This window comes from Streptococcus caprae, assembly GCF_042649745.1.
Lineage (GTDB): Bacteria > Bacillota > Bacilli > Lactobacillales > Streptococcaceae > Streptococcus > Streptococcus caprae.
This window is the reverse complement of record NZ_JBHRZV010000034.1, coordinates 1-23,916: the sequence shown is the minus strand read 5'-3', so window position 1 is coordinate 23,916 and position 23,916 is coordinate 1. Positions and strand designations below refer to the sequence as shown.

Annotated in this window: 23 protein-coding genes; 3 read left to right on the top strand and 20 right to left on the bottom strand. The window is 43.3% G+C overall.

Going from position 1 to position 23,916, the window contains the following annotated elements; genetic code table 11:
- Positions 1 to 123: 123 nt before the first annotated feature.
- Positions 124 to 495 (bottom strand): lactoylglutathione lyase, encoded by a 372-nt coding sequence (gene gloA, locus ACFORF_RS05355; RefSeq protein WP_380426199.1) that lies wholly within the window; start codon positions 493 to 495, stop codon positions 124 to 126.
- Positions 496 to 632: 137 nt separating this feature from the next.
- Here gloA and ACFORF_RS05350 point away from each other — a divergent pair, with 137 nt between their 5' ends.
- Positions 633 to 1,136, top strand: a complete 504-nt coding sequence (locus tag ACFORF_RS05350; protein WP_380426197.1) for a DUF308 domain-containing protein — start codon at positions 633 to 635, stop codon at positions 1,134 to 1,136.
- Between the two features lie 221 nt (positions 1,137 to 1,357).
- On the opposite strand, the gene ACFORF_RS05345 is transcribed toward ACFORF_RS05350, so the two are convergent.
- The 13 genes from ACFORF_RS05345 to ACFORF_RS05285 form a co-directional block, all read right to left on the bottom strand.
- Positions 1,358 to 2,278 (bottom strand): AEC family transporter, encoded by a 921-nt coding sequence (locus tag ACFORF_RS05345; protein WP_380426195.1) that lies wholly within the window; start codon positions 2,276 to 2,278, stop codon positions 1,358 to 1,360.
- A gap of 107 nt (positions 2,279 to 2,385) precedes the next feature.
- Positions 2,386 to 3,837 carry a flotillin family protein gene (locus ACFORF_RS05340; RefSeq protein ID WP_380426193.1) on the bottom strand — a complete coding sequence of 484 codons (1,452 nt, stop codon included), beginning with the start codon at positions 3,835 to 3,837 and terminating at the stop codon, positions 2,386 to 2,388.
- 311 nt (positions 3,838 to 4,148) lie between these two features.
- A complete protein-coding gene (locus tag ACFORF_RS05335) occupies positions 4,149 to 5,690 on the bottom strand; it encodes a ClC family H(+)/Cl(-) exchange transporter (protein ID WP_380426191.1) in 1,542 nt (513 codons plus the stop codon).
- A 10-nt stretch (positions 5,691 to 5,700) separates the two neighbouring features.
- On the bottom strand, positions 5,701 to 6,768 hold the full coding sequence (locus tag ACFORF_RS05330) for an ABC transporter substrate-binding protein (protein ID WP_380426189.1): 1,068 nt from the start codon (positions 6,766 to 6,768) through the stop codon (positions 5,701 to 5,703).
- Positions 6,761 to 7,537, bottom strand: coding sequence for an ABC transporter permease (locus ACFORF_RS05325; protein WP_380426187.1), 777 nt, complete (start codon positions 7,535 to 7,537; stop codon positions 6,761 to 6,763). The genes ACFORF_RS05330 and ACFORF_RS05325 overlap by 8 nt, the downstream gene beginning before the upstream one ends.
- Complete coding sequence (locus ACFORF_RS05320) at positions 7,534 to 8,331, bottom strand: ABC transporter permease (protein WP_380426185.1); 798 nt, start codon at positions 8,329 to 8,331, stop codon at positions 7,534 to 7,536. Before ACFORF_RS05320 ends, ACFORF_RS05325 begins: the two co-directional genes overlap by 4 nt.
- On the bottom strand, positions 8,315 to 9,469 hold the full coding sequence (locus ACFORF_RS05315) for an ABC transporter ATP-binding protein (RefSeq protein ID WP_380426183.1): 1,155 nt from the start codon (positions 9,467 to 9,469) through the stop codon (positions 8,315 to 8,317). The genes ACFORF_RS05320 and ACFORF_RS05315 overlap by 17 nt, the downstream gene beginning before the upstream one ends.
- A gap of 249 nt (positions 9,470 to 9,718) precedes the next feature.
- Positions 9,719 to 10,609 carry a UDP-N-acetylmuramate dehydrogenase gene (gene murB / locus ACFORF_RS05310; protein ID WP_380426181.1) on the bottom strand — a complete coding sequence of 297 codons (891 nt, stop codon included), beginning with the start codon at positions 10,607 to 10,609 and terminating at the stop codon, positions 9,719 to 9,721.
- Between the two features lie 135 nt (positions 10,610 to 10,744).
- Positions 10,745 to 11,239, bottom strand: a complete 495-nt coding sequence (gene folK / locus ACFORF_RS05305; protein ID WP_380426179.1) for a 2-amino-4-hydroxy-6-hydroxymethyldihydropteridine diphosphokinase — start codon at positions 11,237 to 11,239, stop codon at positions 10,745 to 10,747.
- Complete coding sequence (folB, locus tag ACFORF_RS05300; RefSeq protein ID WP_380426177.1) at positions 11,236 to 11,598, bottom strand: dihydroneopterin aldolase; 363 nt, start codon at positions 11,596 to 11,598, stop codon at positions 11,236 to 11,238. Before folB ends, folK begins: the two co-directional genes overlap by 4 nt.
- Before the next feature lie 7 nt (positions 11,599 to 11,605).
- On the bottom strand, positions 11,606 to 12,406 hold the full coding sequence (folP, locus tag ACFORF_RS05295) for a dihydropteroate synthase (RefSeq protein WP_380426175.1): 801 nt from the start codon (positions 12,404 to 12,406) through the stop codon (positions 11,606 to 11,608).
- A gap of 9 nt (positions 12,407 to 12,415) precedes the next feature.
- Complete coding sequence (folE, locus tag ACFORF_RS05290) at positions 12,416 to 12,976, bottom strand: GTP cyclohydrolase I FolE (protein ID WP_380426173.1); 561 nt, start codon at positions 12,974 to 12,976, stop codon at positions 12,416 to 12,418.
- Between the two features lie 115 nt (positions 12,977 to 13,091).
- Entirely contained in the window at positions 13,092 to 14,348 is a 1,257-nt protein-coding gene (locus ACFORF_RS05285) for a bifunctional folylpolyglutamate synthase/dihydrofolate synthase (protein ID WP_380426171.1), read from the bottom strand.
- 271 nt (positions 14,349 to 14,619) lie between these two features.
- Here ACFORF_RS05285 and ACFORF_RS05280 point away from each other — a divergent pair, with 271 nt between their 5' ends.
- Positions 14,620 to 15,876: an ISL3 family transposase gene (locus ACFORF_RS05280; protein WP_380426169.1), complete on the top strand. Its 1,257-nt coding sequence runs from the start codon at positions 14,620 to 14,622 to the stop codon at positions 15,874 to 15,876.
- Between the two features lie 102 nt (positions 15,877 to 15,978).
- Here the strand turns inward: ACFORF_RS05280 and rpsU are convergent, their stop codons facing one another.
- The 6 genes from rpsU to gyrA all read right to left on the bottom strand — a co-directional run bounded on the left by rpsU (position 15,979) and on the right by gyrA (position 22,596).
- Positions 15,979 to 16,155, bottom strand: coding sequence for a 30S ribosomal protein S21 (gene rpsU / locus ACFORF_RS05275; protein WP_000048058.1), 177 nt, complete (start codon positions 16,153 to 16,155; stop codon positions 15,979 to 15,981).
- Positions 16,156 to 16,258: 103 nt separating this feature from the next.
- Complete coding sequence (locus tag ACFORF_RS05270; RefSeq protein WP_380426167.1) at positions 16,259 to 16,837, bottom strand: uracil-DNA glycosylase family protein; 579 nt, start codon at positions 16,835 to 16,837, stop codon at positions 16,259 to 16,261.
- A 3-nt stretch (positions 16,838 to 16,840) separates the two neighbouring features.
- A complete protein-coding gene (gorA, locus tag ACFORF_RS05265; protein ID WP_380426165.1) occupies positions 16,841 to 18,193 on the bottom strand; it encodes a glutathione-disulfide reductase in 1,353 nt (450 codons plus the stop codon).
- A 125-nt stretch (positions 18,194 to 18,318) separates the two neighbouring features.
- A complete protein-coding gene (locus ACFORF_RS05260; protein ID WP_380426163.1) occupies positions 18,319 to 19,161 on the bottom strand; it encodes an aldo/keto reductase in 843 nt (280 codons plus the stop codon).
- Positions 19,162 to 19,400: 239 nt separating this feature from the next.
- Positions 19,401 to 20,138, bottom strand: a complete 738-nt coding sequence (locus ACFORF_RS05255) for a class A sortase (RefSeq protein WP_380426161.1) — start codon at positions 20,136 to 20,138, stop codon at positions 19,401 to 19,403.
- Positions 20,131 to 22,596, bottom strand: coding sequence for a DNA gyrase subunit A (gene gyrA, locus ACFORF_RS05250; RefSeq protein ID WP_380426159.1), 2,466 nt, complete (start codon positions 22,594 to 22,596; stop codon positions 20,131 to 20,133). Before gyrA ends, ACFORF_RS05255 begins: the two co-directional genes overlap by 8 nt.
- Positions 22,597 to 22,786: 190 nt before the next feature.
- Here gyrA and ACFORF_RS05245 point away from each other — a divergent pair, with 190 nt between their 5' ends.
- A complete protein-coding gene (locus ACFORF_RS05245) occupies positions 22,787 to 23,755 on the top strand; it encodes an L-lactate dehydrogenase (protein WP_380426157.1) in 969 nt (322 codons plus the stop codon).
- Positions 23,756 to 23,916 lie beyond the last annotated feature (161 nt).

Below are 23,916 nucleotides of genomic sequence, written 5' to 3'. Positions count from 1 at the left end.
CAAGAGCGCAACAACGGCCTTGCCCCTCTTGAAATGAGGAACAAGGCCGTAGCTTAAATCTTTTATTATTTGATTGTCCACTTGACAGGGAGCAGTTCAATGTAACATAGGTTTTTAGTTTTCTTACAAACGGATCACTTCAATCTTATAACCATCCGGATCCTGTACGAAATAATAGTGGGCTGGTTGCCCTGGTAATCCTTTGAGGTCAGTCACAGGATAGCCAGCATCGAGATGAGCTTGGTGACTAGCTTCCAAGTCTTCAACTCCGACTGCTAAGTGTCCATAACCTGTTCCAAGATCATAGCCAGGGTGATCATAATTATAGGTCAACTCCAATTCAAAGTCTTCCCCTTCAGTCTTCATAAAGACCAAGGTAAATTTGTGGTCAGGAAAATCCTTGCGACGATCTTCCTTAAATGAAAATGCTTCAGAGTAAAATTTGATAGAGGCATCAAGGTCCTTGACGCGGATACAGGTATGTAAAAGTTTCATTGTTCTACCTCACTATTTAGAATACACCTATTATAACAGATAGCATAGAGAAAATCATTTTTGAGAGTCAACCCTTCAATTTTTGACAAGGATTCTGACTTTAGCTATAATTAAACATCATAGAAAGGACAGTCTAAATGAAACGTTCGTTGATCCTCTTTGGTTTATTAATTTGCTTACTTGCTTTTTATCTCTTTTCTCATCCTTTAACGCCAGTCGCTAGTATCGGATGGATTGGTGCCCTAGTTCTGTTTTATCATGGGGCCCTAGGTCTAAGAAATTATATTCGTTCTTCACCAGCCTACCGTCGGCCATGGAATCTAATCCAAAGTATCCTCTCACTTTTCTTTGCAATCCTATTTCTCAGTTCTTCTGCTTTTTCTTTATCCACGACTGTTTTTAGTATTGTAGCCTACTGGCTTATGTTTTTAGGTGGTACTCGTCTGATGGCAGCTTATACCTATTACAAGGCTAACTTTCCGGACAGTCGTCGAGAATTCTGGTCAGCAACAATCACGATTCTTGTAGCACTCTTTCTCTTTATTAATCCTATTTTTTCTGCTGCTATCATCGGCTATCTCTTCGCTTTCATCGTTCTCTTAGTGGGGATTAGCCTACTTTTATCAGGACTTCGTCTCTAAACTTTTGGGACATAGCAGAGCAGACTCTCATGGTTGATAAACTTATTTAAAATCGGTTGGGTAAACAATCCAACCGATTTTATATTTTTAGATAGAACAGTTTAAAGTCAGACCAAAAAGTCTAGGAATAACCACATCATATCAACACTTAGATATAAAGATTTACTATAACACTCTTTTCAATTTATTTGAGGCCTACCCAACTCTTTTTTCCTATACACTTATAAGTAGAGGAAACCTGCCAAAGCAATCATTAGAGGAAGTGATATAAGAGAAAATAGCGTTGTCAGTAAAACCATACGCGATCCATGTTGATAGTCTCCGCCATAGACCTGACTAAAGAGTGCCGTATTCATGGCTGTAGGCGTAGAAACCGCAATCGTCAAGGCTAAATTGACATTAAAATCTGTCAATCTGAAAGCCCAAATCATCCCAAGACTAATCAGACAAGTCACAACCAACCGCATCAAGACTGTAACATAGGCAGGACGATACAGGAAAATCTCTCTCCAATGAACTCCATAGAAATAAGTACCAAGAACTACTGTCGATAAAGGCGTATTGAGCTGAGCGAAACTTGCCATCGTATCTTGGAGGAAACTTGGTAGAGCAAAAGGAATACAAAAGATAAACAAACCCATAAGAGTTGCTAAAAAGCTTGGATTCAATAGGGCTGACTTTAATGAAATCGTCGACTTATCCCTAGTCAATAGATAGAGTCCATAGGTCCACTGCAGGGTTTGATTGACAATAACAAAGCCAGAAATGTAGAAGACCGCCTCACTGCCACCAACTGCTAGAACAAGAGGAGTTCCTAAGAATCCGATATTGGCAAAAATCGAGGCATAGTGATCAATGGCAGGACGTTTCTTAAAGATAAACGTGACAAAAGCAATCCTGACCAACATAATAATCAGAGCCGCTAAAATGGTCAAACCAAATAACCGCAATTTCTCCACTGAAAATTCAGTTTGCATAAAGGTCGACAAAATTAGACTCGGTGCCACAAAACTCGTTAATAGTTTTGAAAGTTGCTTCGTCACATCTGGAGTCAAGATATCTCGTTTAGCCAGATAAAGTCCCAAACCCATCAAGCTGAAGAGCATTACTAATTTTTCAAAGACCAGTCCTGCAATTTCCATAAAAACCTCCAAAATTTTCTACCATTATATCATGAAAGTTTAAAAACGCCTTGCCTTTTCATTCCACATGGTAAAAGAGACCGAGTCATAGCTCGATCTCTCATAGGTTATTTCTTATCTTGGGCAGATTCAACACCTGATTCAACAGCTTGTTCGATGACTGGTGAGGAAGCTTTGACACCAACAAGGGTGTTCATGAGTTGCTTGATATCCAAGCCAAGAGAATCTCCAAGTCCAGCTTGAACTTGAGTCATAGACTTGGTGATATCTTCCACCATTTTAGCCGAGTTGCCTTCACCATACATAGTGATAGAGTTGATATTAGCCAAAGGCTCTGCGACTGCGCGGGCCACATCAGGCAATGTGTTAAAGTACATTTCAAGGACAGCGGCTTGGTTCATCTTGGCCATGGCTTCTGCCTTTTTCTCCAAACCTTGAGCTTCTGCTAAGAGCTTGGCTTCAATCGCTGCCGCTTCGGCCTCACCCTTGGCACGAATACCTTGGGCTTCTGCCAACATAGCTTCTTTGTCGGCTTGGGCTTGTTGGGTCCGCTCGTAAGCTTCGGCTTCAACTTCTTTTTGGCGACGGAAGAAATCAGCCTGAGCCTTTTGCTCTTGGGCATAACGTTCAGCATCTGCCTGAGCCTTGATTTCAGCTTCCAAGGATTGGCGACGAACCTTAACTTCTTGCTCTTTAACCAAAGCTTCCTGCTCTTGCTTCACAATATTGGCATTAGCCGTTTCTAACTCAATATCCTTCCGCTGAACTTGTTCTTGGATATTGTAGGCCGCATCCGCCTTGGCGCGTTCGATATCTGCTTCAGCTTTCAAGGCTGCTTGGCGTTTGGCCAATTCGTTTTGCTTTTGGGCAATTTCCAAATCAGCTGCCACACGAGCATCATTGGCAAGCTTATCTGAGAAGGCTTGTTGCTCTGCAATTTCTTGTTGGGCCTTAGCCTTAGCTTTGGCAGCTTCCTTGCGGATCTGTTCTGTATTATCAATCCCTAAGTTTTCGATAACACCCTTCTCATCAATCAAACCTTGGATGTTAAAGGCTACAATTTCAAGCCCCATTTCTTCCAAGTCCTTTGTCGCGTTTTCTTGAACTTTTTCAGAGAATGAAATTCTGTCTGTAACAATTTGTTCCAGCTTCATCTGACCGATAATGGCCCGCAAGTGACCTTCCAAGGTATCACGAACTTCATCAGCGATTTCATCTTGAGACTTGTAGAGGAAGTTCCGAGTGGCTGCTTGGAAGAGTTCAGGACGGTCTGTTCCAATTTTTACCTTAACCGCTGCATCAACTTTAACGTTGATATAGTCATTGGTTGGCACAAAATCAGAGGTCTTAGCATCTACAGATACCATTCCAGCAGTCATGCGGTCAACACGCTCTAAAATAGGAATCTTCCACCCAGTTTTACCATGAACCACACGCTGACCACGCGGACCCGAGATGACCTTAATCTCACCAGGTGACGCTGATACGAATCCTGCTAGAAAAATTCCTAGGACAAGTAACAGAGTAAGTACCAAAATAATAATAAAAATAATAGGCATAATTAATCTCCTTCTATATAGGTTTGTAGAATGTTCTTCAACACTACAAAAGTTAGACAATACCAAGAATCCAAGGGAATTCTTATGGTTTTATTATACCCTAAAATTTTAAAAACATAATAATGTTTCCTAAACGACACTTATTTATGCCCGAATGGTCACAAATGTAAAAACCTCACCCTGAATTGGAATGAGGTTAAGGTCAGTCAAAATTAAAACGACAAGACAGGCTGACAAAGACATAACTTGAGTTAGGTAAAGCAACCTAACAATCTATAACTTTGATGTTAAATGAGTAATTGCATACAACTTTATTCTGCGACAAAATACTGTCTTACTTGCTGAGTTTTAGAAAGCGGAGTGAGTACATAAAGACTGGCACCAGTCTGTAGACGAGTCTGCCCCTTGACAACCTGAGCATACCCACCATGATTTTGTCCGGTGATAAGGACATGATCTGGTAGACTGAGGTCACGAATACGACGTCCTCCAAGTCGCTCAGTCACAACTAGCTCTAACATGACCATTTCATCATGCTCTACCTCTACTTCTCCAAGTTGCATATTTTCAAGCATGGCCTCATAGATAGGCTTGCCCTTGAGTAAGTCCATAGTCAAATAGGCAGTAAAGGTCACAAGGCCCATGACCATTAGATTTTCAAGGCTACCAACCATCTCTGCCACCAAAATCATGGCCGTCAGCGGAGCTTTTGAAACGGCTCCAAAGAATCCCGCCATCCCCAAAACAATGAATAAGGACAGATAATCTCGACTTAAAAGTCCCAGCTCTGCCATGGTTAAGCCAATAGAGGAGCCAGCAAGAGAACCCAGTGTTAATATCGGCAAGAAAATCCCACCTGGTAAGCCTGTACCGTATGAAACCATGGAGCCCATCCAGCGAATCAGAAGATACAACACCACCGTACCGAGCATCAAATGACCACTTGGTAGGTCTAAAATCAAGTGATGGTTCCCTGCCAAAAGGTCTGGCCATAGGTAACCGATTGGTAAGATAAAGAGGAGGGCAAAAATACTATAGTAAGCTGGTTTAAGGTGTAAGATACGCCCTATCCAACCATAAAACTTGGGCAAATTCAAGGTCATGGCCTCATAAAGCCAGCCCAAAAGACCAAGAATAATCCCTAGAACTACCAGCAAACCATACTGGGTCAGAGGCAACTTAGGACCATCCAACTCAATATGTAAGACAGGTGTGAGGCCAAAGAGGGTCAGAGACACAAAATTTGCAGTCAGGGCTGCCACCAGTGTTGTTATCCAAGTCAAGCGGGAAAACTGCCGATAAACTTCCTCTACAACAAAGAGGAGGCCAGCAATCGGAGCGTTAAAGGCTGCGGCCAATCCTGCTGCGGCTCCGCTAGCGATTAGGGCATGGAGCTCCATTCGAGAGAGACCAAGCTTTTTGCCCAGCCCCTTGGCAGTCATTGCTCCCAGCTGGATACTAGGACCTTCCCGTCCTAGCATAAAGCCCATAGAAATCGATAAGATCCCAGCGAAAAATTTCTTCCAAAGGATTGACCACCAGTCAGGATCCATGAGTCCTTGTAACTCTCCTTCAACATGGGGAATACCTGAACCTTTGATATTAGGTTCTGATTGCAGAAATTTGGCTAATAGTAAGCAAGAAAGCAATAGGATCAGCACCAAAATTATAAGATTGCTTAGTGATTGACTGGCTCCCTGATAGAGATTGTGGAAAACCGCTGTTAATCTTGAAATAGCCAACCGAAAACTGCTAACGACGATACCAACAACTAGGCCTACAAGTAATCCTCGCCAAACTAAGACGAGGATGTGACTATTGGTAAAATGAAAGTCTTTTTGATGATTTTTCATAATTCCGTTTTTACTTACGATACATTTTAAATTGAAGGTAGAAGTCATTGTAGATACCCAACCATTCTTGGCCGAGGTTATCATAGACTTCTAAATTTTCGACGACGTCTTGAGATGGATAGAAGGCTTCATCTTCTGTAATCTCTTTAGGCATGAGAGCCTTTGCAGCATTATTTGGCGTTGCGTAGCCAATATACTCTGCATTCTGAGCTGCATTTTCAGGTTCCAACATGAAGTTGATAAAGGCATAGGCCTCATCATAATGCTTGGCCGTCTTTGGAATGACAATGTTATCAAACCAAAGGTTGGAGCCCTGAGAAGGAACCACATAAACCAGGTCTTCATTCCCATCTAGCATTTCACTGGCCTCACCTGAGAAGGTCACGCCAATAGCTGCATCACCGTTAATCATATAGCCCTTCATCTCATCACCAACGATAGCTTTGACATTAGGGGTCAATTCATTGAGATAAACTTGAGCCTCTTCAAGTTGGTTCAACTCCAAGCTATTCACACTGTAGCCCAAAGCATTGAGACCCATTCCCATGACTTCACGGGCTCCGTCGACCAGCATGATGTCGTTTTTGTATTCAGATTTCCAAAGGTCTGTCCATTGCTCAGGTGCCTCATCTACCATCGTTGTGTTGTAGACAATGCCGAGCGTTCCCCAAAAATAAGGAATGGAATATTTGTTTCCAGGATCAAAGGACTTATTCAGGAATTCCTCGCCGATTTGGTCCATGCCAGTAATCTTGCTATAGTCCAGTGCAACAAGCAGGTTTTCCTTGGTCATCTTGTCGATCATGTAGTCACTTGGAACCGCAATGTCATAGGTCGTGCCACCCTGCTTAATTTTGGTGTACATGGCCTCATTAGAATCAAAGGTCTCGTACTGGACCTTGATGCCTGTTTCCGCAGTGAATTTCTCCAAAAGCTCTGGATCAATATAATCTCCCCAGTTATAGATAACCAATTTGTCAGAGGCAGCTCCAGATTTTGCCGTCATCGAAAATGAAATTCCAAAAAGGATGGCAACGATAGCGATTACGCCAAAAATAAAGGAATAGAGTCTACGCATCTTTGACCTCCTTTTCCGTTGAAATCATGTAATATCCAATAACCAGTAGAATGGAAAAGAGGAAAACAACAGTCGACAGGGCATTGATTTCGAGTGAGATCCCTTGACGAGCCCGTGAGTAAATTTCCACAGACAGGGTTGAAAATCCATTTCCAGTCACAAAGAAGGTTACGGCAAAGTCATCCAGGGAATAGGTGAAGGCCATGAAATAGCCTGCAATAATCCCAGGGGTCAAATAAGGCAGCATAACTTCCTTGAGCATTTGAAAATGAGTCGCCCCTAAGTCATAGGCAGCGTTGACCATGTCGTAGTTCATCTCCTTGAGGCGGGGCAAGACCATAAGGACTACGATTGGAATGGAAAAGGCTACGTGACTGAGTAAGACTGAGGCTGTTCCTAACTGAAAATTCAGATAGGTAAAGAGAATCAGGAAGGAGGCTCCAATCATAACATCAGGTGCCACCATCAGAATGTTGTTCAGACTTAGCAGACTATTTTGCCGACGGCGAGACAACTGATGAAGATAAATCGTCCCAAAAGTTCCAATCGCAGTGGCAATCAAGGCTGATAAAAAGGCTAGGAAAAAGGTATCGACCAAGATATGCATGAGACGACTGTCCTCAAACATTGTTTGGTAGTGTTCCAAGGTGAAGCCTGTGAAGCCATTCATATCGCCACCCGCATTAAAGGAATAAAAAATCAGGTAGGCAATTGGAATGTACAAAATCAGAAAGACTAGGGTAAGGTAGAGATTTGCAAATTTTTTCATTGTCCTCTCCTTTCCTTAGTCAGCCACATAGTCGCTAACATGGCCATGATAAGAATCACACCAATGGTAGACCCCATTCCCCAGTTTTGGGTAGTCAAGAAGTGTTGTTCAATGGCTGTTCCCAAAGTGATCACTCGGTTTCCGCCAATCAAACGCGTCAACATAAAGAGACTCAGACTAGGAATGAAAACAGCCTGGACACCACTGCGAACCCCATTCATAGAAAGAGGAAAGGTTACCTGGCTAAAGGTCTGCCACTCTGTTGCCCCTAAGTCACGACTGGCATCAACAAGGTTATGTTCAATCCCATCCAAGGCATTGAAAATTGGAATCATCATGAAGGGCAACTCAATGTAGGACGCCACAAAAATGAAGGAAAAATCCGTAAAAAGAATCTGCTGAGGACCCACACCGATAAAACTGAGAAAGACATTGATCCCACCCTGTTGACCAAAAATCCCCATAAAGGCGTAGGCCTTTAGCAGAAGATTGACCCATGTCGGTAAGATAACCAGCATCAGCCATAGTTGCTTGTGCTTGAGTCGAGTTAAGACCAGTGCAGCTGGATAGGCCATCAGCAAGGTCACCAATGTGATAATTCCAGCGTAGAGAATGGAGTTAAAACTCATCCGCAAATAGGTACCGCTGGAGAAGAAAGTGTGATAGTTAGCAAAGGTAAAATTTCCAGAAATATCAAAGAAGGACCGGTAAATAATCAAGGCCAGAGGTGCCAAGACAAAGAGGACTACCCAAAGAAGATAAGGAACGGAAAAGAGATTAGAGGTTTTCTTCATTTCTCTCCTCCTCGATGGCGTTGATTAGACCATCTTCGACTTCTTCCACTTCCACGTATTCTTCAATACGGGCGTCAAATTCCTCCTCCGTCTCATTGAGACGCATGATATGAATGTCCTCAGGCTCAAAGTCAAGACCGATAACTTCCCCTTCAATAGCCTTACGAGTTGAATGAATCATCCATTCATTCCCCAAGTCATCATAGGCAATAATTTCATAGTGAACCCCTCTGAAGAGCTGAGTATCAACCTTAACCTGGAGCTTACCTTCCTCTGGTAGCGTAATGCGAAGGTCTTCTGGGCGAATAACCACTTCAACTTCTTCGTTGGGACGCATCCCTCCATCGACTGCTTCAAAGCGTTTGCCGTTAAATTCTACCAGATAGTCCTCAATCATGCGACCTGGCAGGATATTAGATTCACCAATAAAGGTTGCAACAAAGTGGTTGATAGGCTCGTCATAGATATCTACAGGCGTCCCAGACTGGACGATTTCTCCGTCATTCATGACAAAAATCCAGTCACTCATAGCCAGAGCTTCTTCCTGATCGTGGGTCACGAATACAAAGGTGATACCAAGGCGTTGCTGCAATTCACGCAATTCATATTGCATTTCAGTCCGCAGTTTCAAGTCCAGTGCAGAGAGGGGTTCATCCAACAAGACCACCCGAGGCTGGTTGATGATGGCACGCGCAATGGCCACCCGTTGTCTCTGACCACCAGACAATTTTTGAATGGCCCGTTTTTCATAACCTTCCAAACGAACCATCTTGAGGGCATCCTTAACCCGACTTTCAATTTCCTTTTTGTCAACCTTTTTCAACTTGAGTGGAAAGGCGACGTTTTCGAAAACGGACATGTGGGGAAAGAGAGCATAATTTTGGAAGACGGTATGGACATCCCGCTTATTGATAGGGACATCGTTAATCCGCTTGCCATCCAGATAGACATCGCCAGTCGTCGCATCCAACAATCCTGCAATGATATTTAGAATCGTAGACTTTCCTGACCCCGATGCACCGAGAAGAGTGTAGAATTTTCCTTCTTCTAACTCAAAATTGATGTTCTTCAACACGGTTGTGTTGCTGTCCTCAAAAACCTTTGAGACATTTTTAAATGCAATGATTGAATTAGTCAATTCGCATAAAACCTCCAGAAAATGATTTTTTGTGTGTTTATAATCTAGGATGCTGACGACTTTATAACCTACTGGTATCCAAATTCTTTTGTAATACTCAGTCAAAATCTCATTTGACAAGACAGCTTGACCCAGTCATAAGAGAGTAGGTAAGGAAACCTAATGACCTAAAATGAGATTTTAAGAATTTAAAATAGTAGAACTGCTCTGCTATGTCCAAATGACAAATAGCTAGGGCAGTCCCGAGTACTAGCCGATAATCCGAACCTCACGCTCCAAGGTCACGCCTGAATGTTCTTGAACCGTTTGGATAACATGGGCAATCAAATCTTCGTAATCCTGGGCTGAACCGTCAGCTATGTTAACCATAAAGCCAGCGTGTTTCTTAGAAACTTCAACCCCACCGATACGATGCCCCATCAAGCCAGCCTCCATAATCAGTTGACCAGCAAAGTGACCAGAGGGACGTTTGAAGACCGAGCCACATGACGGATATTCCAAGGGTTGCTTGAGTTCACGAAGGTGGGTCAAACGTGCCATCTCTTGACTAATCTGCGTATAATCACCAGGTTTAAGGGAGAATTTCGCTGACAAGACAACATCGCCTGAATCCTGTAGGGCAGAATAGCGATAGCCAAAGCGCAAATCACGCGCTTCAATCGTCTTGATCTCACCCTCCCGTGTCAAGACCTTAACAGAAGATAGGACATGGGCAATCTCACCACCATAGGCACCTGCGTTCATAAAGACAGCCCCACCGACTGACCCTGGAATTCCACATGCAAATTCAAAGCCTGTTAAGCTCTGACGCTTGGCAACTTTTGTTGTCTCAATCAGATTAGCACCTGCTTCTGCTTCAATGACATAACCATTAACCGTGACGTCACAAAGTTTATCAAACATGAGAACGAAACCACGGATACCTGATTCTCGGACGATGATATTGCTAGCATTTCCTAAGACCATCCAGTCAATCCCGTTGTTATTGGCAAAGGTTACAACGCGTTGGACCTCCGAACGGTTACGCGGAAAGACCAGATAATCTGCAGGACCACCCACTTTAGTATAGGTATAATGTTTTAAGGGCTCTTGGTAGCGGATATCAATGCCAACCAGAGTTTCTTTAATTTGTTCTATCATAATTTCTCAATTCAAAAAATAAGTTGGTTAAGCCTTGGTCACAATATCTTTTGGACACAATAAAAAACGGCTGATACCGCTTTTTATTATATCAAAATTCACAGGCTATAGCGATAGATATGCAAACTTTTTTAGCTAATCTACGCGGTCACTCAGCTTTTTGATTTGGCTTTGGTCTAGAACCGCCAAATCGTCCAATAATAAGGTTTCGGTGACAGGATGGCAGAGCTGATCATCTAGTTCCAACAGAGGGACTAAGACGAAGGCCCGTTCTCTCATATAGGGATGAGGCACCTGCAAGCGTTGCTCTGCTATGATCCTATCCCCAAACAACAAAATATCTAAATCTATGGTTCGAGGGCCCCAATGCTCATGACGCACGCGCCCCAACTCCTGCTCGATAGTTTGACAGGCGTCCAAGAGTTCTAAAGGGGTTAAATCAGTCTCAATTTGGCAAGCGATATTAAGAAAATCAGCTTGATTTTCATTGCCCCAGGCTGGCGTCTCGTAGACGGAAGAAACCTGAGTCACTTGGATACGCTTATGCTTATCAAGTGCGTCGATTGCCTGCTGAAGGTAGCCAAGTCTGTCCCCCATATTGGTGCCTAAACTCAAATAAGCTCTCGTCATGGGCGCTCCCTATAAAGTTCAATTCCAACTGCCTTGTAGTGCCCAGCAATGGGAGGATTCTCCTTGGTTACCTTGAGTCGAATGGCTTGAACGGGAGGAAATTCAGCAAAAATATCTTCGATGATAGCTCCTGCCAAACGCTCAATCAGGTCATACTTAGCCTGCTCCGCCTGCTTCCGGATGGTCTCAAAAACATGGCCGTAGTGTACCGTATCAGCTAGGGCATCCGTTACTGAAGCCGCTAATAAATCAACCGTCAATTCACAATCCACAACAAAAATCTGTCCCAAGGTTTTTTCTTCAGAAAAAGCCCCGTGGTAGCCGTAAAATCGACAACCTTCTAAAATAATCTTATCCATGATAACCTCACATCAATTGGGCTAGGGTCTTAACCACATCTCGATTGGCAGCCACATTGTGGACACGGACGATTTGACAGCCCTTGTCCAAGGCATAGGCTGATAAAGCAGCCGTGGACTGGTCGCGCTCCAAGGGTTTGGTTCCGCCGCCCAACAAATAATCGACCACACGCTTGCGAGAAATTCCAAATAAAACAGGATATCCCAACTCAGTCACTCGCTCTAAACCTTTTAACAGGGCTAGATTGTGGTCAACATTTTTGGCAAAACCAAAACCTGGATCCAACCAGATATGGTCCTCTGGGATTCCAGCTTGGAGGGCTGCCTGAGCACGTTCAGACAAAAAGTCACAAACCTCAGTGACAACATCTTCATAAGCTTCTTCCACCTTATTGTGCATCAGGATAATGGGCACCTTATACTCCGCAGCTAAATCCAGCATGCCACCGTCATAAAGCCCTGCCCAGACATCATTAAGAATGTGGGCTCCAGCCTTTAAAGCTACTCTAGCCGTCTCAGTCTTATAAGTGTCAATAGAAATCAGACAGTCAAAGCGTTGTCGAATAGCCTTAATAATTGGCACTACCCGCGAAATCTCTTCCTCCGCAGAGATGAACTCCGCACCAGGACGAGTCGATTCTCCGCCAACATCGATTATCTGAGCCCCATCCGCCAACATCTGCTCTACCTGAGCCAAAGCGGCATCTACAGAAATGTAATTGCCACCGTCAGAGAACGAATCAGGGGTCACATTAAGGATTCCCATGATGGCTGCATTGCCAGCAAGTTCATACTTACCAATTTTCATGCTAACCCCCTAGTCCTTAATCATAGAAAGAATTTCACGGCGCAAAATTGGATCCTCTTGATAGAGTCCACGCGCAACAGTTGTCACTGTCTTGGCACCAGGTTTCTTAATCCCTCTCATGGCCATACACATGTGTTCTGCTTCAACCATCACAAAAACTCCCTGCGGATTGAGGGCATCTTGCAAGGCATCTGCAACTTGGGCTGTCAAACGTTCTTGTAACTGTGGCCGCTTACTAGCAACTTCAACTGCCCGAGCCAATTTGCTAAGTCCTGTAACCTTACCCTCTTGAGGAATATAGGCTACATGAGCCTTGCCAAAGAAGGGGACTAAGTGGTGCTCACACATGGAATGAAATTCAATGTCTTTGACCAAGACCACTTCCTCATGGCCTTCAGAAAAGACTGCTGTAAATTCATCCTTGGGATCTTTTCCAAGGCCGGCAGACATTTCACGAAACATCTTGGCCACCCGCTTAGGCGTATCAACTAACCCTTCACGCTCTGGATTTTCACCCAGGGCCTCCAAAAGCTGGTAAACAGCCACTTCAAGTTTATCAGTTGTATTCATCATTTTTCCTATACTTATCGTTGTTTTTTTGTCGAAAAAGGCAGAGCTTTGAGACTCAGTCTCCATTTGTTGCTTGAAAGCAAACAGTAAGACCCAGTCAAATAAAGACCCCAGACTAATCAGCTTGTTCTAAGAGATAGTGTCGAACAGCAGAGATAAAATAGAGTGATCCCGTCACTACATAAAGGGCAGAATTAGACTCGTCGTATACAGTCTCCAACCACTCCTGCCAGGACTCAATATGTTCATATGATGCAGGGTAACGGTCTAAGGTCAAACTACTTGGATAATCAAAGGTCGTTACTGTCAGGCTAGAAAATTTAGCCAACTGTTCTAGCATCTGATCGACAGGCTTGCCATCAATGGCTGCAAAGAGGATATGAACTTCTCTATCAGCATACTTTGTTTTTAGTAGGTCTACCAATACAACCACGGACTCTTTATTATGGGCACCATCAATCATGAGATTATCCCGTATCAGCTCGGTTCTTCCCAGCCATTTGGCCTGAGTCAAGCTAGAAAGTATCACCTGGTCTGTCACTTTGGAATAGTTTTTTCGCAAGAGGAGACAGGCCATGATGACGAGACTGGCATTGGCCATTTGATGATGACCTAGCATTGCTAAATCTTTAACTGTGAGCTCATCATCACCATAGGCAAAGACAAAGCCCGAGCCCTGCTCCCTAATCTTAAAGTCCTTTCCTAGTTCATAGGTGGGGCAAGAAAGACTTGCTGCTGTCTCTTCAAAAACCCGGCGGACATCATCACGCTCAACCGCATAGATAAAAGGAACCTGGGACTTGAGGACGCCTGCTTTTTGCTCTGCTATTTCCTTATAAGTCTCACCTAGAATAGCCTGATGATCCAAGCCAATAGATGGGCAAATCACTGCTAGCGGATGAAAGACGTTGGTCGAATCATAAAGTCCGCCAAGCCCCGCCTCAATAAAGGCGATATCAACGGGATGACGATTACCAAAATACTCAAACATGAGAACCGTAATGATTTCAAATTCTGTGGCAGGCTCCCACTCTGTCTCCAGCGGCAGACGTTCGACGATTGGACGAACATCGTTAGCCATAGCCACAAATTCATCCTTGGCAATCATGATACCGTTGATAGAAATCCGTTCCCGAAAGTCCATAATATAGGGCGACACAAAGGTCCCGACCTCATAGCCAGCCTTAGTAAAAATGGTCTGGAGGTAATTGACCGTAGAGCCCTTTCCATTGGTCCCTACCACATGGACAGCCTGGACCTTTTTCTGGGGATTACCTAATTCATTTAGGAGCCATTTGACCCGCTCTAGGCCCGGTTTAATCCCAAATTTAAGTTGCTGGTGAATCCAGTCTAAACTTTCCTGATAGTCCATTTTGTCCCTTTCTAGCGCTCAATCACAAACTCAGCTTCCATGTGAGATGGACCGTTCTTGTCATGGTCAAAAAGCATTAGCATTTCTAATAGTATACCATATCTAGACACTCATGTTCATCAAAGGCTTATGAAATTTACATTTTTCGGCTCTATAATTTCTGTAGTGGGTAGCTCCCCCGCAGAGATTATGGAGCCTTTTTGAATGTAGAAAAAAAGTCCCATATGACCTATAATGAAAAGCGATAAAACAACTCATTAGAAAGACTCATATGGAACAGTTCAATTTTATCACAAACCTACTCGGAATAAAAGACCCTAATATCTCGATTTCAGACTATATCGATGCTGGAAGTCACAAGGAAGTCATCGCTAAGCTGGACTACCCTGCCCCAAAATGCCAACATTGCCAAGAACAGATGACCAAGTACGACTTCCAGAAAGCCTCCAAAATACCTTATTTGGAGTGCGCTGGCTATAAAACCCTGATTCGTCTAAGTAAGCGCCGTTTCCGCTGTCCTAATTGCGGAAAAATGGCTGTCGCTGAAACTTCACTGGTCAAGAAAAACCACCAAATTCCCGTCATTCTCAATCAGAAAATCGCCCAAAAATTGATGGAGAAAGTCGCCATGACAACCATTGCAGAGAATCTAGCGGTGTCAACCTCAACCGTCATCCGAAAACTCAAGGAGTTCCAATTCAAGACTAACTTGACTTGGCTGCCTGAGAATATGTCCTGGGACGAATACTCCTTCAAGAAAGGCAAAATGAGCTTCATTGCTCAGGACTTTAACTCGCTCAAGGTCGTCGCTATTCTTGATGGGCGAACACAAGCAACCATCCGTAACCACTTTCTACGCTATCCGAGAAGCGTCAGAAATCGTGTTAAAATCATCACCATGGACATGTTCAGCCCTTACTATGACATCGCTAAGAAACTATTTCCATCTGCTAAAATCGTCCTTGATCGTTTCCACATCGTTCAGCACATGAGCAGGGCCATGAACCGACTGCGTGTCCAAATCATGAACCAGTTTGACCGAAAATCTCACGAATACAGGGCCCTCAAGCGCTACTGGAAATTGATACAACAAGACAGTCGAAAACTTAGCGATAAACGCTTCTATCGCCCGACTTTTCGCATGCACTTGACTAATCAGGAAATTGTCACAAAGCTGCTCAGCTATTCCCAAGAACTGAAAGAGCACTACGAGATTTATCAGCTCCTACTTTTCCATTTCCAAGAAAAGCAAGCTGACCTGTTTTTTGAGCTTATCCAAGAAACACTTGATAGCGTAAATCCTATCTTTCAGACGGTGTTCAAGACATTCTTGAAAGACAAGGATAAGATTGTCAATGCCTTGGCACTGCCTTACTCCAACGCTAAACTCGAAGCGACAAACAATATCATCAAGGTCATTAAGCGTAATGCTTTTGGTTTCAGAAATTTTGAAAACTTCAAAACTCGTATTTTCATTGCCATAAACATAAAACGAGAGAAGACAAGTCCTGTCCTCTCTCGGTGTTAAATGGGGCAACCCACTACAGTTGACAAAGAGCCCATTTTTCAATCTTCTGAGAGATAGAAAAAAGCCAAGACTAAAGTCTCAGCTAGTTTTCTCTAAATACTCTTAGAATTTTTTACGTTTGCGAGCTGCTTCTGATTTACGTTTACGTTTTACAGAAGGTTTTTCGTAGAATTCACGCTTACGTGATTCTTGAAGAGTACCAGCTTTAGTAACAGAACGTTTGAAACGGCGAAGTGCGTCGTCAAGAGATTCATTCTTACGTACTACTGTTTTTGACATGTGATTCACTCCCTTCAAGATAAAGTAACATTTTCACGTTCTAGATTAGTTTACAGGATTTTACCAGCCCTGTCAAGGCTCTTTATCTGATTTTTTCAGATTTTCAAGACTTTTTCAGGGCCCTAGCCACTTCTTCTTTTAATCTTGGTAATAGCTGAGCTTGATACCAAGGGTTCTTGGCCAGCCAGATATTGTTCCGTGGAGATGGATGAGCCAGGGGAAAGAATTCAGGTAGAAAGTCTTCGAAGTGCTGAACTGTCTCCGTCAGACTAGACCTAGTCTTCAAATAAGCAGCCTGAGCGTACTGTCCAATCAAAAGAGTTAATTGGATGTCCGGCATTTCCCTGAGAAGGACAGGATGCCACTTCTCTGCAAATCCTGGTCTCGGAGGTAAATCCCCAGACTTGCCCTTACCCGGGTAATAAAAATCCATGGGTAAAATCGCAATCTGACCAGAATCATAAAAAATTGACTCATCCACACCCAGCCAATCTCGTAAGCGTTGGCCACTAGCATCTTGGAAAAGCTGACCTCGCTCCTGAGCCTTAAGACCAGGCGCCTGCCCTATAATCAAAACCCTGGCTTTGCTATCAACCTGAAAGAGAGGAGGAATCTCCTGCTCAGTATAAACAGCATTCTGAGGGTCTTCCTTAATCGCAGACCTAACCTCCTCTAAAGTCATAACCTACCTCATCGTGACAAATTCTTCTGCTCCCGTCGGATGGATGGCAACCGTGGCATCAAAATCAGCCTTGGTCGCTCCCATCTTGATGGCAACCGCAAAGCCTTGAATCATCTCATCCACACCATAGCCGATTCCGTGAAGTCCGATAATTTTTTCGTCATCTCCCAGGGTCACCAGCTTCATCTTACTTGGCTGACGGTGGTCTCCAAGAGCTGTATACATGGGCGTAAAGCTTGAACGGTAAACCTTAATGGCATCTTGGCCATACTGGGCAAGCGCTGCTTCCTCAGAAATACCTACAGAACCAATGGCAGGGTGACTAAAGATAACAGTTGGTACATTAGTGTAATCAATCTTAGCAGCCGTCTGACCACCAAATAAACGTTCAGACAAAAGACGACCTGCCTTGACTGCAACTGGTGTCAATTCAATCTTACCATTAACATCACCAAGCGCATAAATCCCTTCAACGTTAGTATTTTCGTAATCATCCGTTACGATAAAGCCACGTTCATTGAGGGCAACTCCAGTTTTTTCAAGTCCAAAACCAGTTGTGTTGGCAGCCCGACCAATAGCCCAAATCAGAGTATCAACCGTGTAGCTCTGCCCATTTTCCAAAACCAAGGTCAAAGAATCATCAGCATTCTTGATAACTTCCTTAGGTACTGCCTGCGTGTGGAGGGTTGGACCGGTCTCAGCCATATAATCGACTAAAGTTCCAATAATCTCCTGATCAAAATTACGCAATGGACCATCCTTACGCACAAAAAGATGGGTTTCCGCTCCGAGGGCGTGAAGAACACCCGCAACTTCTACGGCAATATAGCCAGCCCCCACAACCGCTACGCAATTCGGCACAGCATCCAATTCAAAGAAACCATCAGAGGTAATCCCATACTCACTACCAGGAATGTTTGGATAAAGAGCATGCCCTCCTGTCGCAATTAAAATGTGAGGTGCTGTATAGGTCTCACCGCCAGCTTCAACAGTGTGAGCATCCACGAAACGAGCATAGTCATAAACACGGTCCACTCCATTACTATCAAAGCCACGTTCGTAAGAGGCATGAATCCGATCAATATAAGCCTGACGATTGGCCTTGAGCACGCTAAAATCAAAGCTAGACTCCTTGACGTTAAATCCGTATTCCCCAGCATAGTGTTGAAGAGTCTCTGCCACCTGGGCACCGTACCACATCACTTTTTTAGGAACACAGCCAACGTTCACACAAGTTCCGCCAACTTCTTTCCCTTCAAAGAGAACAACTCTTGCCCCCCGCATAGCTGCTCGGTTAGCCGATGCAATCCCTCCAGAACCGCCACCAATAACAATGTAATCATATTCTTTTACCATGATAAAACTCACTTTCTTTTCGTTTCTGCTCCTAGTCTATCAAAAAATAGCTGAGCTCACAAATTTTGGCTACGGAGTGCCATAAAACAAAAAACTGCCGAATATTCATCGACAGTCTTAAAATTTTAGAAATTAGTGTGATCAGGATTGGTTTGAGTTTTCAAGCCTTCCAAGACATCCAGAACCTTAATATCCTCATCAGAGAGTTCAAAGTCAAAAATATCTAAGTTAGCCTTGATATTAGCTGGTGTTACAGATTTAGGCAGTGGTAAAAATCCTTTATGAAGTGACCAAGCCAAGGCTACTTGAGCCACTGTTTTGCCATAACGCTCTGCCATGGCTTCCACAACAGGGTTACCAAAGATTGTTCCTGTCCCGAGTGGACTGTAGGCTTCCAACAAAATATCGTGCTCTTGACAGAGGGCGACAAGCTCATCCTGTGTACAACCAGGGGCCAACATAATTTGATTGACCATAGGCTTGATTTCAGCCGTCTCAAGCAAGGCTTCTAAGTGATGAGGCATGAAGTTAGACACCCCGATGGCCTTAACCTTGCCAGCCTCATAAGCATCTTCCATAGCTGACCAGACAGCCGCATTACGAGCTTCATAGCCAATATTATCACGAATTCCTGCTGGATTTGGCCAATGAATTAAGAGCAAGTCCAGATAATCCACACCAAGTTTTTTCATTGACTCATCGATCGAAGCTGCTGCGGAATCGTAGTCAGCCTTATCATTCCAAATTTTAGTCGTAAGAAAAATAGCAGAGCGGTCCAGTTTGCTATCGGCAATCGCCTTGCCAACAGAGACTTCGTTGCCATAGATTTGAGCCGTATCGACATGCGTATAACCAACTTCTAAGGCATAAGATACGCTGTCATAAGCTTCCTGACCATCAGGAATTTGCCATGTCCCAAAACCAATAGCTGGAATTTCTAGGCCATTTGTAAGTGTATAAGATTTCATGATTTACTTCCTTTCTTGTGAAAGACCAAATAGGTCTAATACTGACTCAAAATCAAAATAAAACAAGACAGGTTGAACAGGCTAAAGTTTGTTATCCAAGGAAACCTAACAATGCAATATTTTGATTTTAGAAGGGTATAAAACAACGATAACTACTGCTAGTATAGTCCAATTTAGTTTGACTTTCAAGTAAAAAAAGCACGTCAAGCTTTTAACTTAGACGTACAATTTTCTAAAAATCAATTAATTTGATTGTAGCTCGTATTAAAGGCAGCAATTATCTCATCTGAAGCTTGGTCAAAAGCAACCTCACCTTCGTATGTCCCATAGACAATAATTCTTCCTGTTGCCTCAGCATCATTACAAGTTACGAGTGTAATTTCAGTAGCTCCAGGCGTATCATCAATCACTTCAATGTGATCAGGGGAAACTGTCTCAACTTCTGTAATCGAGTAAGTATAAACTTTGGTTTTATCTGTAAGATAGATTTTCATGCCACTTTTAGCGTTGTCTAGCGGAGAAAATAGCATAGCTGATGAGCCAGAAAGCCCAAATACATGATGACTCGCTAAAGCATAGTTTCCTTGCCCCATAACCTGATTTTCTTTCATGGTTCCGGCACCGTACATAAGTTCAGTGTTTCCCATACCTTTAAAAATTGGGAGGTTAATATTTAACTCAGGAATGGCAATCCCACCAATAACAGGTAAATCAGTTTTATTCATCTGAGCAGCAAGCACTGCCTCCAAACTAAGAGATTCTACCTGATCAAAATCAAAAGTTGTCTCCACAGTCTTATTTTCTTCAACCTTTTCCTTAGAGACATTTGTGATTTGATACTTATTGGAATTTGATCCAATAATCCAGTTGCGAATTGGTTTATTAAAAATCAAAGCAAGTCCAATCAACATCAAGAGAACCATAAAGGTATTGCTCAAGAGACGTCTCCACCGTCTTGGTTGTTTTTTTCTAGCCATTTGTTTCCTCTCCTTCTGAGACAGTCTCAGATTCATCATCAGACTTTACTAATGCAAAGGTCATAATCTTGGCATCATCAGCCAGTTTCATCACCTTGACTCCTTGAGTTGAACGACCAGTTTGTGAAATCGTAGCTACAGTCGTCCGAATAATAACTCCAGTATTGGTAATAATCATGATATCTTCATCACCACTCAAGGTAACTAGCCCAGCCAATGGTCCATTTTTAGACGTTACATTGGCGGTCTTGATTCCAAGTCCACCACGGCCCTTAGTTGGGTATTCAGAGGCTGAAGTCCTCTTACCATAGCCTTTTTCGGTGATGATCAGAACTTCTTGCTCGTCTGTAATGGTGGCAGCCCCTACAACACGGTCGCCATCACGCAGTTTGACACCGCGTACTCCTGTCGCTGTCCGACCCATGATGCGGACGGCAGATTCATTGAAACGAACAGAATAGCCAAATTCAGTTCCGATGATAATATCTTCCTTACCTGCTGTCATAAAGATATTGGTCAATTCATCATCATCTTTGAGGTTAAGAGCCTTGAGACCATTCTGACGGATATTAGCAAATTCGGACACCGGTGTCCGTTTGACCACACCCTGCCGTGTTACAAAGAAGAGATAGCCTTCTGCACCAGCTTGGCGGTCGGCATTGATGATGGTCTGAATAGACTCTCCTTCATCAAGTTTCAAAAGGTTAACGATTGGGAGACCTTTGGCGGTTCGACCATACTCAGGGATTTCATAGCCCTTAAGGCGATAAACACGACCTTTGTTTGTAAAAAAGTAGAGATTATCATGGGTACTAGTCGATACTAGTTCACGAACGAAGTCATCATCGTTAATACCAGTTCCTTGGACACCGCGTCCACCACGTTTTTGGGCACGGAATTCATCCTGAGCCAAACGTTTAATATAGCCCTTGTTAGACAAGGTGATGAGGACATCTTCTTCTTCAATCAAGTCTTCATCTTCGAGGGTTAACACTTCCCCTACCATGAGCTCAGTACGACGATCATCATTAAACTTACGTTTAACTTCTTCCATCTCTTCCTTGATAATGGTAATCACACGCTCTGGCTTAGCCAAAATATCAGCCAAGTCCGCAATCAAGGCTAAAAGTTCATTGTACTCATCCTGAATCTTATCCCGTTCCAAACCAGTCAGACGACGAAGGCGCATGTCTAGGATTGCCTGACTTTGACGTTCTGAAAGTTCAAAGCGTGCCATCAATTCAGCCTGAGCCTCAGCGTCGGTTTGACTGCCACGGATAATGGCAATGACTTCATCCAAATGGTCAAGCGCAATCAGCAAACCTTCTAAGATATGGGCGCGACTTTCTGCCTTTTCCTTATCAAACTTAGTCCGACGGACAATGACTTCTTTTTGGTGCTCGATATAATTATCAATAATCTGACGAAGGGAGAGGATTTTAGGAACACCCTTCTCAATCGCCAACATATTAAATCCAAAGTTAGTTTGTAAACTAGTCAATTTGAAGAGATTATTCAAAATGACATTAGCTGAAGCATCACGGCGTACTTCAATGACGAAACGAACTCCTTCACGACTGGATTCATCACGTACTGCGGTAATTCCATCCACGCGCTTCTCCTGCGCCAAACGAACGATATGCTCGTGAACCTTAGTCTTATTAACCATGTAAGGAAACTCTGTCACGACAATTCGTTCGCGACCAGATGACATTTCCTCAATTTCAGTACGGGCACGCAGGACGATCGACCCCTTACCAGTCTCATAGGCACGGTGAATACCAGATTTACCCATGACAAGGGCACCCGTTGGAAAGTCTGGACCAGGCATGACCTCCATGATATCACGGGTCGTCACATCGGGATTGTCCATGACCAACTTAACTGCATCGATGGCCTCGCCAAGGTTATGTGGTGGAATGTTAGTTGCCATTCCGACCGCAATTCCCGTCGCCCCATTAACCAAGAGGTTTGGGAAACGAGCAGGCAAAACAACAGCCTCTCGTTCAGAACCGTCGTAGTTGCCTTGAAAATCAACCGTATTCTTGTTAATATCACGAAGCATTTCCAAGGCAATCTTGGACATTCGAGCCTCAGTATAACGTTGAGCCGCGGCTCCATCACCATCCATAGAACCAAAGTTTCCATGTCCGTCAACAAGCATATAACGATAGGACCACCACTGGGCCATCCGTACCATCGCATCATAGATTGAACTATCCCCGTGAGGGTGATATTTACCCATGACATCCCCGGTAATACGGGCAGATTTCTTATGAGGCTTGTCCGGTGTCACTCCCAACTCGTTCATACCATAGAGGATTCGACGGTGAACTGGCTTTAAGCCATCACGTACATCCGGTAAGGCACGAGATACGATAACACTCATGGCATAGTCAATGAAACTCGTTTTCATCTCACTGGTCAGATTGACATCGACCAAATTTCTATCTTGCATTATTATGCCTCTTTCTTTTTTACATAAGCCCATTTATTATAGCATAAAACGTTAGTTTTTTCACTCTTGCAAACGCTATCTGTAAGCAATTTTCATTATTTTTTAGAATTCCGTGACAAACCAAAAATAAAGTGTTAGAATGTTGTTGAGTGAATGATTTCACATCAAAAATTAAGGAGACATTTTGCAAATGACTTTAACCAAACAACATAAAAAAGTAATCCTTGTCGGTGACGGTGCCGTTGGTTCATCTTATGCTTTTGCATTGGTAACCCAAAATATCGCTCAAGAACTCGGTATTATTGAAATTCCACAATTGTTCGAAAAAGCAGTTGGTGATGCGGAAGACCTCAGCCATGCGCTTGCCTTCACTTCTCCTAAAAAAATCTATGCTGCAAAATACGAAGACTGTGCCGATGCTGATGTCGTAGTCATCACTGCTGGTGCTCCTCAAAAACCAGGTGAAACTCGCCTTGACCTTGTTGGTAAAAACTTGGCTATTAATAAATCTATTGTTGAACAGGTCGTAGCTTCAGGTTTCAACGGTATCTTCTTGGTTGCTGCAAACCCAGTAGATATCTTAACTTACTCTACATGGAAATTCTCTGGTTTCCCTAAAGAACGCGTCATCGGTTCAGGTACTTCACTTGACTCAGCTCGTTTCCGTCAAGCACTTGCTGATAAAATCGGTATCGATGCTCGTTCTGTCCACGCTTACATCATGGGTGAACACGGTGACTCAGAATTTGCAGTATGGTCACATGCTAACGTTGCAGGTGTTAAACTCTATGACTGGCTCCAAGACAATCGCGACATCGATGAACAAGGTTTAGTTGACCTCTTTGTTTCAGTTCGTGATGCTGCTTACTCTATCATCAATAAAAAAGGTGCTACCTACTATGGTATCGCAGTAGCCCTTGCCCGTATTACTAAATCTATCCTTGACGATGAAAATGCAGTACTTCCGCTCTCTATCTTCCAAGAAGGCCAATACGAAGGTGTACACGATGTCTTCATCGGTCAACCTGCAATCGTTGGAGCTCACGGTATTGTTCGCCCTGTGAACATTCCACTCAGTGACTCTGAACTTCAAAAAATGAAAGCTTCTGCTGATCAATTGAAAGATATCATGGATCAAGCATTTGCAAACCAAGCATAAATTTAAAATTCCTCTAGAAAACTTTGCTAGAGGAATTTTTTAGTCTCGTAAAGTTTATAAAAAAGGCTCTATAATTTCTGTAGTGGGTAGCTCCCCTGCAGAGATTATGGAGCCTTTTTGAATGTAGAAAAAAAGTCCCATATGACCTATAATGAAAAGCG